Consider the following 12,406-nt stretch of genomic DNA (forward strand, 5'->3'; position numbering starts at 1 on the left):
ACCCGGAGAAAAACAATGAAGTTGAAAGCATTGCGTCATGGGGTAGCCGGTTTCGCCCTGAGCTGTTTCGCCGCGACCTTCGCCCAGGCGGAGGAGCCCAAGGAGTTGTTCTTCTACAACTGGACCGACTACTACCCAGTGGAGCTGTTGGCGAAATTCGAGAAGGAGACCGGCATCAAGGTCACCATGGACGGCTACGACAGCAACGAAACCCTGCTGGCCAAACTGCAGGCCGGTGGCGCCGCCTACGACGTGATCGTGCCGTCGCACTCGATCATGCGCACCCTGATCGAGCAGGGCTACCTGCAGGAGATCAACGCCTCCAGCCTGCCGAACTTCGCCCATGTGAAACCGGCCTTCCGCGACCCCGACTTCGACCCCGGCCGCAAATATTCGGCGCCCTACCTCTGGGGCACCACCGGCTTCTCCTATGACAGCGCGCAGGTCCCGGGCGGCAAGCTGGACGAGTCCTGGAAGGAATTCTTCGAGCCACGCCCCGAACTGCAAGGCAAACTCGCCGCGCTGGACACCCCCAGCAGCCTGATCAACGCCGCCAGCCATTACCTGGGCGTGAACGAGTGCACCGAAAACCCGCAGGACGCCAAGCGCATCCTCGAATTGCTGCAGAAGCAGAAGCCCTTCCTGAAGATGTACAGCTCCGACAACACCGTCGACCGCATGGCCTCGGGCGAAGTCGTCATGATGCAGAACTGGAACGGCTCCACCGCCCGCGCCACCCTGCAGAAGAGCACCATCAAGTACGTCTACCCGCGCGAAGGCGTGGCCATGTTCCAGGACAACTTCGCCGTGCCCAGGAGCGCCCCGCACCCGGGTAACGCGAAGATCTTCATCGACTGGATGATGAAGCCGGAAAACGCCGCCGCAGTGACCAACGCCATCGCCTACGCCAACGGCATCGAAAGCGACCAGTTGCTCGACAAGAAATGGCAGGTGATGGACGCCATCAACATGCCCAACGAATACGCCGAGCGCCTGCGCCCCGAGAAGGAGTGCAGTAACCAGGCCCGCGAGCTGCAGGACCGCATCTGGTCCAAGCTCAAGGGCTGAGGACGAATACCGTCCCCTTGTAGGGGCGAATTCATTCGCCAAGGGCCGCGCAGCGGTCTCCTGTAGGAGCGAGCTTGCTCGCGAACGGCGCCCGACTCTTCGCGAGCAAGCTCGCTCCTACGGGAACTCCACCTTTCGAACTGCTTTCGAGGTCCCCATGACCGACACCTACTGGCTGCGCAACGTCCGCCCCTTCGGCGGCGCGGCCGAAGACTTTCTCATCCAGCACGGCCGCTTCGCCGAGCGCCGCCCGGCCAGCGCCGCACCGCTCGCCGCCGGCGAACTGGACGGCGCTGGCCAGCTGATGACCTGCGCCCTGGTGGAAAGCCATATCCACCTGGACAAGACCCTCTGGGGCCAGCCCTGGCGCCCCAACAGCGCAGGCCCGACGCTCAAGGACTACATTGCCAACGAGCGCCGCGTGCTGCGCGAGGTCAGCGCGCCCATCGCCGAGCGCGCCGGCGCCTTGCTGGAAAACTGCATCGCCCGCGGCTCGCTTTCCATGCGCTGCCATGTGGATATCGACCCCGAATTCGGCCTGCGCCACGTGGAGGCCATGCAGGCCCTGCGCGAGCGCTACCGCGACCTGATCGACCTGGAGCTGGTGGTCTTCCCGCAGACCGGCCTGGTCAGCCGCCCCGGCACCGCCGAGCTGATGCGCGAGGCACTTGGCCTGGGCGTGGAGAACGTCGGCGGGCTCGACCCCTGTGGCATCGACAACGACCCCATCGCCCAGCTCGACATCGTCTTCAATCTCGCCGCCGAATTCGACCGGGGCGCGGATATCCACCTGCATGACAAGGGCGAACTGGGCCTCTGGCAGATCGCCCGCATCGCCGACTACACCGAGCGTTTCAACCGCCAGGGCCGGGTGATGATCAGCCACGCCTACTGCCTGGGCATGGCGCCCTGGAGTCAGGTGGAACCCCTGGCCCGCCGCTTGGCCGATCTCGACATCTCGCTGATGAGCTCGGCACCGGCCGACTGCGCCGTGCCGCCCTTCCTCGCCCTGCATGAGGCGGGCGTGAACCTCTGCCTGGGTTCCGACGGCATCCGTGACGCCTGGTCGCCCATGGGCAACGGCGACATGCTGGAACGCGCCATGCTCCTGGCCTTCCGCTTCGACCTGAACAAGGACGAGGAACTGGCTGCCGCCTTCGACGCCGCCAGCCTCCATGGCGCGAAGGCCCTGGGTCTGCCCGAGCATGGCCTGGTCATCGGCGGCACTGCCGATTTCCTGCTGATACCGGCACAGAGCCTCGGCGAAGCCGTGGTGGCGCGGCCGCCACGCCAGGTGTATCGCGCCGGAAAACTGATCGCCGCGCAGGGCCGCCTGCTGGAGAGCCGCCTGTGAATCTTCCACGCATCGGCCTCAAGGCCAGCTGCGTGGTCGGCTTCGATGGCCAGCGCCACGTGCTCTGGCGCGATGGCGAAGTGGTGATCGAAGGCGCACGCATTCTCTTCGTCGGCAGGGGTTTCCCCGGCCCTGTCGACCAGTGGATCGACTACGGCAACGCCCTGCTCGGCCCCGGTTTCATCGACCTGGACGCCCTTGGCGACCTTGACTCCACCGTGCTCTGCCTGGACAACGGTGACGAGCGCCGGATGGGCCGCATGTGGTCCGAGCAGTACCTCGCCGAAGGCCCGCGGGAGAGCTACAGCTTCGATGAGGAAGTCTTCAAGTACCGCTACGCCTTCACCCAGCTGATCCGCAATGGCATCACCACCGCCATGCCGATCACCTCCATGTACTACCGCAAGTGGGCGGAAACCTACGACGAATTCGCCGCCGTGGCCGGGGTCGCCGCCGAACTGGGACTGCGCACCTACCTCGGCCCCTGCTACATGAGCGGCATGCAGTACCTGCGCGCCGACGGCAGCCGCGCCGAGCACTGGGACGAGGCGCGCGGCCTGGCCGGGCTGGAAGCCGCCGAACGCTTCTTCCGCAACTTCGACGGTGCCCACAACGGCCTGATCCGTGGTGCCTTGCTGCCGGACCGCATCCAGACCTGCACGCCCGCCCTGCTGCAACGCACCGCCGCCCTCAGCCGCGAACTGGCCGCCCCGGTGCGCCTGCACTGCTGCCAGGGGCCGAATGAAGTGGCGCTGGTGAAGCAGCTGCGCGGCACGGCGCCGCTCGCCTGGCTGGAACAGCTGGACCTGCTCGGCCCGCGAGCCGTGCTGCCCCACGGCATCTACATCGAAGGCGACGACGACCTCGCGCGCCTGGCCGACAGCGGCGCCAGCCTGGTGCACTGCCCGGTGGTGTTCGCCCGCGACGGCGAAGCGCTGGACTCCTTCGGCCGTTACCGCTCCCTGGGCGTCAACTTCGCCCTCGGCACCGACACCTGGCCGGCGGACCTGCTGGACAACATGCGCCAGGGCCTGAACATCGCCCGCCTCAAGGAAGGCGGCAGCGAACGGACCAGCGCCCTCGACCTCTACAACGCAGCCACCCTGGGCGGTGCCCAGGCGCTTGGCCGCGACGACCTCGGCCGCCTGGCGCCCGGTGCCAAGGCCGACATCACGGTGTTCAGCCTCGACGGCCTGCACCTGGGGCCGCTGTTCGACCCGCTGAAGAACCTCATCCTCGCCGGCCGTGGTGACGACTGCATCGCCAGCTGGATCGACGGCCGCTGCGTGATGCACGACGGCCAGGTAAACGGCGTCGACTACGCCAGCCTCCAGCGCCAGGCCCAACGGCAGTTCCACAAGCTGATGCAGAGCCACGCCGATCGCGCCTTCGGCCAGCCCGACTGGCGCGGCCTGTTCCAGCCGGCCATTCCCTTCGCCGATGCCTGGAGCGAGGCGCGGCCCCTCTGCACCCTCGCCAGCGCGCCCGACCAATAACGAGAACATCACCATGCTGAGCTTCGACTTCGCCCAACTGGGCCCCCGCGAGAAATACAAGATCCTCATCGGCAGCGTGGTGCCCCGGCCCATCGCCCTGGTGACCACGGTCGATGCCAATGGCCGCGCCAACGCCGCGCCCTTCAGCTTCTTCAACGCCCTTTCCGCCGACCCGCCGATCCTCGCCCTGGGGGTGGAAAACCACGCCGACCTCAGCCCCAAGGACACCACGCGCAACATCCTGCTGAACCAGGAATTCACCGTGAACATCGTCAACGATGCGCTGGTGGAGGCGATGAACGTCTGTGCCGTGCCCTTCGAGCCCGGCTTCGACGAACTGCTCGCCGCCGGCCTCAGCGCCCTGCCCGGCAGCCGCGTCGGCTGCCCGCGCATCGCCGAGGCGCCGGTGGCCCTGGAATGCCGGCGGATGATGGGCCTGTCCATCGGCCAGTCGCGGGAAATCATCCTCGGCGAAGTGCTGATGGCCCACGTCCGCGAAGACCTGATCGACCCGCAGACCCTCTACATCGACCAGCTCGGCCTCGACGCCATCGGCCGCATGGGCGGCCACGGCTATGCGCGCACGCGCGACTACTTCGACCTGCAAACGCGCTCGCTGCAGGCCTGGCGCGACGACCCGCACGGCGGCGAACGCCTGTGGCCGCAAACCCGCTGAAGCACCTTTCGAGAGAACCCAGATGACCCAATGGATAACCCAGGTCCGCCCATGGGGCGGCGCGCTGGTGGATATCGCCATCGCTGACGGCCGGATCGTCGAGCTGAGCCCGCCGGCTCACCGCGCCAGCGACGCCGTGCTGTTGGATGGCGAAGGGCAGCTCATGCTGCCGCCGCTGGTGGAAGCCCACGCGCATTTCGACAAGACCCTGTGGGGCGAGGCTTGGCACAGCCATACGGCCGGCGACAGCCTGAGCCAGCGCATCGACAACGAGCGCGCCACCCTGCGCGGCATCGACACGCCGATCGAGGAGCGCGCCAGTGCGCTGATCCGTGAATGCATCGGCCACGGCTCGCTGCACTTCCGCTGCCATGTGGACGTCGATGCGCAACTCGGCACGCAGCACCTCCAGGCCATGCAGCGGGTCCGCGAAGACTTCGGCGACCTGATCGACATGCAGTTCGTCGCCTTCCCGCAGACCGGCCTGCTGCGTGATCCGGGCACCACCAACGCCATCGAGCAGGCCCTGCTGCAAGGCGCGGAAAACGTCGGCGGTCTCGACCCCTGCGGTATCGACAACGACCCGATCGCCCACCTGACCCGGGTGTTCGAACTGGCCAGCGCGCACCAGCGCGGGGTCGATATCCACCTGCACGACGAAGGCGAACTGGGCCTGTGGCAGATCGAGCGCATCATCGATTTCACCGAGCGTTATCGACTGCAAGGGCGGGTCATGGTCAGCCATGCGTTCTGCCTCGGCCAAGCCGGGCCAGGACGCCTGCAGGCCATTGCCGAGCGCCTGGCGAGCCAGCGGATTTCCATCCTCAGCACCGCGCCGGCGGACATCGAAGTTCCCCCCTTCATGGCGCTCGCGGCGCGCGGCGTGAACCTCTGCCTCGGCTCCGACGGCATCCGCGATTCCTGGTCCCCCATGGGCAACGGCGACATGCTCGAACGCGCCATGCTGCTGGCCTTCCGCTTCAACCTGCGCAATGACCATGAAATCGCCGAATGCCTGCGCGCAGCCACCGTCAACGGAGCGCGAGCGCTGGGCCTTTCCCATTACGGCCTCGAGCCCGGCTGCCACGCCAGCGGCGTGCTGATGCCGGTGCGCAATATCGCCGAAGCCGTGGTTTCCCGCAGTCACCGCCGCAGCGTGATCAGCAAGGGCCGACTGGTCGCCCGCGACGGTCGCTACCTCACCCAATGAACTCCAACACCCGAGGTTCACCACCATGAGAAAACAGATTGTCGCCAGCCTGCTGGCCCTGCTCGCCAGCGGCCAGGTCCTGGCCCAGGATGCCGAAACCTTGCGTATTGGCGTCGAGGCCAGCTACCCGCCCTTCTCCTACAAGAAACCCGACGGCAGCCTGGCCGGTTTCGAGATCGAGATCGGCAACGCCCTCTGCGCCGACATGCAGGTGCGCTGCACCTGGGTCGAACAGCCCTTCGACGGCCTGATCCCCGCACTGCGGGTGAAGAAGATCGACGGCATCATGTCGTCCATGACGGTCACCAGCGAACGCCTCAAGGTGGTCGATTTCAGCCGCAGCTACTACAAGACCCCGGCGCGCTTCGTGACCCGCAAGGATCGCCCGGAGATCACTGCGCAAGGTCCGCTCGACGGCCTGCGCGTGGCGGTGCTGCGCGGCAGCGTGCATGCCCGCTACGTCCAGGCGAAGCTCGTACCGCGTGGCGTGCAGATGGTGCAGTACGGCTCGCAGCAGGAAGCCGACCTGGACCTGATTTCCGGCCGCGTCGACGCGATGATGGCCGACGCCATCAACCTCAAGGAGAACTTTCTCAAGAGCGAGGGCGGCAAGGACTTCGCGTTCAACGGCCCGAGCTATGACGAGGAGGAATACTTCGGCAAGGGCGCCGGCATCGCCTTCCGCAAGGGCAATGACGCACTGATGGGACGCTTCAACCACGCCCTGGGCAATATCGGCCGCAATGGCACCTACCAGAAGATCTACGAGAGCTACTTCCCGGATGGCGAAGTCAGCAAGTTGATTCAGTAAGACGCAGGGGGAGGGTGGGTTACCGACCGCCGCCCTCTCCCCCAGCCCCTCTCCCTGAAGGGAGAGGGGAGCCAATCCGTGCAGCAAATTGACCGCTCAATTGGCATGACTCCGTGCCCCCGGCTGCCGTCGTTCGTTCAAGCGCGAGTCACCCCTCTCCTCTTCAGGGAGAGGGGCCGGGGGAGAGGGCGTTGCCTGCCACCTCGAAGAACGCCCTCACCACCCGCAACTCCGCATGCCGCTCCAGGCAGGCGAGAAAGTGCCGGCTGACCAGCCCCTCGCCCTGCAGCGGCATTGCCACCACCCGCGGATCGCGCGGCACTTCCAGCGAATACACGATGCTCACCCCCAGCCCCGCCGCCACAGCCTCGATCACCGCCTCGCGGCTGTTCAGCTCCAGCGCGGCGCGCAGTTCCAGCCCCTGTACGTTGCAGGCGCGCTCGAAGGTGCGCCGGGTCAGGGAGGCGGGTTCGCGTTGCAGCAGCACTTCGCTGCGCAATTCATGCAGGGCCACTTCCTCGCGCGTGCCGACCCAGGGGTGGGCGGCCGGCAGCAGCAGGCACAGGCGCGCTTCACCGAGCGGCTGCAGGTGCAGGCCTGGACGTTCGCTCATGTCGCTGATCACCGCCAGGTCCACCCGCTCGCCATTCAGCGCGCTCAGGGTTTCCTGGGTGTTGCCCAGGCGCAGGTTGATGTTCACCCCCGGATAGCGCTCGCGCATCCGCGCCAGCAGTGGCATCACCAGATGCGGGCTGTCGGCGGCCAGGTCCAGGCGGCCGGATTCCAGGGACAAACTGGTGTCCAGCAGGTCCTCGGCCTGTTCCGCCAGGGCGAACAGCGCGTGACTGATGGCGGCCAGGCGCCGGCCCAGCTCGGTGGGCTCGACCTGGCGCGCGGTGCGCCGCAACAGGCGCACCTGGTAGTGCTCCTCCAGGGCCTTGATATGCCCGGTCACCGCCGGCTGGCTGATGCACAGACGCTCGGCCGCGCGGGTGAAACTGCCCTCGCGGACCACCGCATCGAAGGCGCGGAGCTGGAAGAGATTCATCGCAATACCATCAGCAGGACTTATTCGACGGATAACGATAAACGATTTGAATGATGGAACGATGACGCCGCACGCTACGCGCATCCCCCCGCTTCATCGCCCCTGGAGTTCTCCGTGCTCGCCGATACCGACCTCGCCACCCTGGTGGTCCTGCTTTCCGCGCTGATGCACGCCAGCTGGAATGCGGTGATCAAGGCCGGCAGCGATCGCCTCTCGTCCATGGCGCTGGTGGACGGCGTGGCCTTCTGCTTCAGCATCGCCCTGCTGCCCCTGGTCAGCCCGCCGCCACTGGTGGTCTGGGGCTTGATCGGCCTGTCGGTGGTGGTGAACACGCTCTATCGGCTGCTGTTGATCCGCGCCTACCAGTTCGGCGACTTCGGCCAGGTCTACCCGGTGGTACGCGGCCTGCCGCCACTGCTGGTGGCACTTTGCGCCGGGCTGGTGTTCGGCGAACACATGTCTGGCGCCATGCTGCTGGGCATCGTGCTGATTTCCGCCGGCATCCTCAGCCTGCTCCACACCCGCCTGGAGTCCCGCGCCCTCAAGGCCCTGGGCTGTGCCGCCCTGGCCGGCGCCGGGGTGGCGCTCTACACCCTGATCGATGCCCAGGGCGTGCGCCGCGCTGACAGCGTGCTGCAGTTCGTGGTCTACCTGACACTGATGCAGAGCATGACCATCCCCGTGCTGGCCTGGATGCGCCGGGGCCCGCTGGTGCTGCGCTTCGCCCGCGACAACTGGCGGCTCGGCCTGTTCGGCGGTTTCAACTACTGCGTGGCGTACGGCCTGGTGCTGTTCGCCATGACCCTGGACAACGTGGCCAAAGTCGCCGCCCTACGCGAGAGCAGCGTGATCATAGCCGCCGTCATCGCCAGCCTGGTGTTCAAGGAGCCCTTCGGCATCCGCCGCATCCTCGCCGCCTGCGTCGTCACCGCGGGCATCCTGCTGATCAAGCTGGTGGATTAGCCCCGAACGATGCCAGGCTGATCGTAGGTTGTGGCTGAGCTACGCGAAGCCCAACGATACGCCACGCCAAATGTTGGGCTTCGCTGCGCTCGCAAAACGCCGCCCGACCCAACCTACGGGAGATCGAGCCCGTTCCTAGCGCTTGGCGATGATGTACACCGCGTGGACGATACCGGGGATGTAGCCCAGCAGGGTCAGCAGGATGTTCAGCCAGAAGGCACCGCCGAAGCCGACCTGGAGGAATACGCCGAGCGGTGGCAGGAGGATGGCGATAAGGATGCGGATCAGGTCCATGTACAAGCTCCTTGAGGGAAAAATCATCTGCCTAGTAACCGACATTCCTACAGACTAGGCGTTCATTGCAGTGCGCCTCCATAATCGCTGCCCGATGTTTCAGCCGGATGCCCCCGCCATGCCCATCGCCAGCGAAGACCTCGACCAGAACGGCCTGGTCATAGGCGTGTCCCCCGAGCGATTCCGCGAAGTGGCCATGCCGCTGCTGTTCGACCACCTGAACGCCCAATGCGAAGGCACCATCGCGGTGAATCGCCAGGCGCGGATCGTCTGGATCAACGACAAGTACGCCGAGAAGGTCGGCATCCACGACCCGCGCAGCGTGCTCGGCAAGGAGATCGAGGAAGTGCTGCCGGCCAGCCGTCTGCGCGAGGTGGTGCAGAACGGCCAGCCGAGCATGCTCGACCTGATGGCCTTCGGCGACGAGCACTTCGTGGTCACCCGCATTCCCCTGCGCGATGCCGACGGCACCCTGGTCGGCGCCCTGGGCTTCGTGCTCTTCGACCGTGCGCGCCACCTGCAGCCGGTCATGGCCAAGTACAACCAGCTGCAGACCCAACTGGCCGCCACCCAGCGCGAACTGGCCCGGGCCCGCCGCGCGCGCTACACCATCGCCGGTTTCATCGGCGCCAGCGCCGCCGCCAGCGAGGTCAAGCGTCAGGCCAGGCGTGCCGCGCAACTGGACGCCACGGTGTTGCTGCGCGGCGAGACCGGTACCGGCAAGGAGCTGCTGGCCCAGGGCATCCACAACCTGTCGCTTCGCGCCAATGGCCCCTTCGTTGCAGTGAACGTCGCGGCCATCCCGGAGTCCCTGGTGGAAGCCGAGCTGTTCGGCACTGCGCCCGGCGCCTTCACCGGCGCCGACCGCCGTGGCCGCGCCGGCAAGTTCGAGCTGGCCGACGGCGGCACCCTGTTCCTCGACGAGATCGGCGACCTGCCACTGCCCCTGCAGGCGAAGATGCTCCGCGTGCTGCAGGAGCAAGAAGTGGAGCCGCTCGGCTCCAACCAGGTGAAGGCGCTCAACGTGCGGGTGATCGCCGCCACCCATGTGGACCTGGAAGCCAAGGTGGCCGCCGGGCAGTTTCGCGAGGACCTCTACTACCGCCTCAATGTCCTGGCCCTGCGCCTGCCGCCCCTGCGCGAACGGCGAGAAGACCTGCCGGCACTGATCGAACACCTGCTGGACGATATCGCCAGCCGCTCTGGCCAGCCGCCGCTGGAGCTGGCCGAGGGCGCCCTGCAGTTGCTCCAGGCCCAGTCCTGGCCGGGCAATGTGCGCGAACTGCGTAACCTCCTGGAAAGGGCGCAGATGAGCAGCGAAGCCGGCCCGCTCTCGGCCAGTGCCATCCGCGCGCTGCTGGTGGACCCGCTGCCGGCGACTGCATCCGCCCCGCTGCCCGCCCCGCAAGCACTGCCTGCGACCAGCGAAGTCCGCCCCCTGGCCGACAGCCTGGCCGCCGCCGAACGCCAGGCCATCCTCGCCGCCCTGGCCGCCTGCAATGGCAACCGCACCCAGGCCGCCGAACGCCTCCGCATCGCCCGGGCGAGCCTGTACAACAAGCTACAGGTGCATGGGATCTGATCCCAACGCTGCGGTCGGGCAATACTTTGTAGGGGCGAATTCATTCGCCAAGGGTCGCGAAGCGGCCCCCGGGAATCCCCTGGGCAGACCTGCGGTCTGCTTGGCAAATGAATTCGCCCCTACAGGAATCGAGCCAGCCTGACATGTCCACAAATCTGGACACCCAAAGAGTTAACTGTCCATTCGCGCGGACACCCGTCCAGGTTCCTGGACACCCCACTCAACCCTCCCGAACCGCTGAATAGCCCCTGAACCCTCACCCCAGAGCCTCTCGCCACTTCCATAGCGCTTCCTGGCACAGCTTTCGCTCTATCGCCTTCACAAGCCGCCCCGACGCGGCGGAACACAACAACAAGAAGGAAGTCCCCATGGGCACCCTAGGTATCCTGGTTTCACTCGCTCTGCTGATGTACCTCGCCTACCGAGGCATCAACGTCCTGCTCCTCGCGCCCCTGCTGGCCCTGCTCGCGGTGCTCTTCGCCGGCGATGTGGCGCTGCTGCTGCCGACCTACACCCAGGTCTTCATGAAAGCCCTCGGCGGCTACCTGATCCAGTTCTTCCCGCTGTTCCTGCTCGGCGCCATCTTCGGCAAGCTGATGGACGATTCCGGCTCGGCCCGTGCCATCGCCCACGGCATCGTCAGCAAGATCGGCAGCTCGCGCGCCGTGCTGGCCATCGTCATCGCCTGCGGCATCCTCACCTACGGCGGCGTCTCGTTGTTCGTGGTGGCCTTCGCCGTCTACCCCATCGGCGCGGCGCTGTTCCGCGAAGCGGGGATTCCCAAGCGCATCCTGCCGGGCGCCATCGCCCTGGGTTCCTTCACCTTCACCATGACCGCCCTGCCCGGCACGCCGGCCATCACCAACGCCATCCCGATCCCCTTCTTCGGCACCGATACCTTCGCCGCGCCGGGCCTGGGCCTGCTTGCCGGGGTGGTGATCTTTGCCCTGGGGTCCTGGTGGCTCAGTGCCGAGGCCCGCAAACTACAAGCGGCCGGCGAAGGCTACGGCGACCACGCTGACGACCCGCGCGGCGAGGCTGCCCAACTGAGTACCGGTTTCTGGGTGGCGCTGCTGCCGATCCTGGTGGTCATCGTGCTGAACTTCCTGATGGCCAAGGTCTACCTGCCCGGTGTCGACACCAGCTACCTGGCCAGGCCGGAGTTCGGCGGCCTGCAGGACGCCAAGTCGCTGATCGGCCTCTGGGCGATCATCATCGCCCTGTCCGCCGCCATCCTGCTGCTGGTGGTGATGCACTGGCGGCGCTGGGTGGACCTGAAGAGGAGCGTCAACGAGGGCACCTTCGGCGCCATGCTGCCGATCCTCAACACCGCCTCCGAAGTGGGCTACGGCAGCGTGATCGCATCGCTGGCCGGCTTCGTGGTGATCCGCGACCTGCTGCTCAACCTCGCGCCGGGCAACCCGCTGGTGTCCGAGGCCCTGACCGTCAGCGCCCTGGCCGGCATCACCGGCTCGGCCTCGGGCGGCATGTCCATCGCCCTCAAGGCCCTCGGCGCGCAATACCTGGAAATGGCCAACGCCGCCGGCATCAGCCCCGAGCTGCTGCACCGGGTCGCCGCACTGGCCTCCGGCAGCCTCGACACCCTGCCGCACAACGGCGCGGTGATCACTTTGCTGGCGATCTGCAAGCTGACCCACCGCGACTCCTACAAGTACGTCTTCATGACCAGCGCCCTGTTCCCGGTAGTGCCCCTGGTGCTGGTGATCGTGCTGGGTACGCTGGTGGGGAGCTTCTGACCGCCGGCGCCAATGCCATGCACCTGCTCTTGTGGGGGCGAATTCATTCGCTAAGCAGACCGTAGGGCTGCCCTTGTATTCTTTTATGGGGCCGCTGCGCGCCCCTTAGCGATTGAAATCGCCCCCACAGGAAAAGCAGGTCCCCCG

11 protein-coding genes are annotated in these 12,406 nt (G+C 66.7%); 9 read left to right on the forward strand and 2 right to left on the reverse strand.

Features of this window, described 5'->3' with window-relative positions:
• Positions 1-15 precede the first annotated feature (15 nt).
• The 6 genes from E8F12_RS04125 (at position 16) to E8F12_RS04150 (ending at position 6,615) form a co-directional block, all read left to right on the forward strand.
• A complete protein-coding gene (locus tag E8F12_RS04125; protein WP_280324027.1) occupies positions 16-1,068 on the forward strand; it encodes an extracellular solute-binding protein in 1,053 nt (350 codons plus the stop codon).
• A 157-nt stretch (positions 1,069-1,225) separates the two neighbouring features.
• Positions 1,226-2,422 (forward strand): amidohydrolase family protein, encoded by a 1,197-nt coding sequence (locus tag E8F12_RS04130; RefSeq protein WP_280324028.1) that lies wholly within the window; start codon positions 1,226-1,228, stop codon positions 2,420-2,422.
• Positions 2,419-3,918, forward strand: a complete 1,500-nt coding sequence (locus tag E8F12_RS04135; protein ID WP_280324029.1) for an amidohydrolase family protein — start codon at positions 2,419-2,421, stop codon at positions 3,916-3,918. Before E8F12_RS04130 ends, E8F12_RS04135 begins: the two co-directional genes overlap by 4 nt.
• A 13-nt stretch (positions 3,919-3,931) precedes the next feature.
• Entirely contained in the window at positions 3,932-4,594 is a 663-nt protein-coding gene (locus E8F12_RS04140; RefSeq protein WP_280324030.1) for a flavin reductase family protein, read from the forward strand.
• Positions 4,595-4,616: 22 nt separating this feature from the next.
• Positions 4,617-5,804 (forward strand): amidohydrolase family protein, encoded by a 1,188-nt coding sequence (locus E8F12_RS04145; protein WP_280324031.1) that lies wholly within the window; start codon positions 4,617-4,619, stop codon positions 5,802-5,804.
• A 25-nt stretch (positions 5,805-5,829) separates the two neighbouring features.
• Positions 5,830-6,615 (forward strand): lysine/arginine/ornithine ABC transporter substrate-binding protein, encoded by a 786-nt coding sequence (locus E8F12_RS04150; RefSeq protein WP_280324032.1) that lies wholly within the window; start codon positions 5,830-5,832, stop codon positions 6,613-6,615.
• Between the two features lie 163 nt (positions 6,616-6,778).
• On the opposite strand, the gene E8F12_RS04155 is transcribed toward E8F12_RS04150, so the two are convergent.
• Positions 6,779-7,663 (reverse strand): LysR substrate-binding domain-containing protein, encoded by an 885-nt coding sequence (locus E8F12_RS04155; RefSeq protein ID WP_280324033.1) that lies wholly within the window; start codon positions 7,661-7,663, stop codon positions 6,779-6,781.
• 114 nt (positions 7,664-7,777) lie between these two features.
• Here E8F12_RS04155 and E8F12_RS04160 point away from each other — a divergent pair, with 114 nt between their 5' ends.
• The gene (locus tag E8F12_RS04160) at positions 7,778-8,626 is read left to right on the forward strand and encodes an EamA family transporter (RefSeq protein WP_280324034.1); all 849 of its coding nucleotides are present in this window, start codon (positions 7,778-7,780) and stop codon (positions 8,624-8,626) included.
• A gap of 135 nt (positions 8,627-8,761) precedes the next feature.
• Here the strand turns inward: E8F12_RS04160 and E8F12_RS04165 are convergent, their stop codons facing one another.
• Positions 8,762-8,920 carry a YqaE/Pmp3 family membrane protein gene (locus tag E8F12_RS04165; RefSeq protein WP_003084988.1) on the reverse strand — a complete coding sequence of 53 codons (159 nt, stop codon included), beginning with the start codon at positions 8,918-8,920 and terminating at the stop codon, positions 8,762-8,764.
• A 118-nt stretch (positions 8,921-9,038) separates the two neighbouring features.
• On the opposite strand from E8F12_RS04165, the gene E8F12_RS04170 reads away from it, so the two are divergent.
• Both E8F12_RS04170 and E8F12_RS04175 read left to right on the forward strand, forming a co-directional pair.
• Complete coding sequence (locus tag E8F12_RS04170) at positions 9,039-10,502, forward strand: sigma 54-interacting transcriptional regulator (protein WP_280324035.1); 1,464 nt, start codon at positions 9,039-9,041, stop codon at positions 10,500-10,502.
• Positions 10,503-10,870: 368 nt separating this feature from the next.
• Positions 10,871-12,259 (forward strand): GntP family permease, encoded by a 1,389-nt coding sequence (locus E8F12_RS04175; RefSeq protein WP_280324036.1) that lies wholly within the window; start codon positions 10,871-10,873, stop codon positions 12,257-12,259.
• Positions 12,260-12,406 lie beyond the last annotated feature (147 nt).

This window comes from Pseudomonas sp. BN102, assembly GCF_029871245.1.
GTDB lineage: Bacteria > Pseudomonadota > Gammaproteobacteria > Pseudomonadales > Pseudomonadaceae > Metapseudomonas.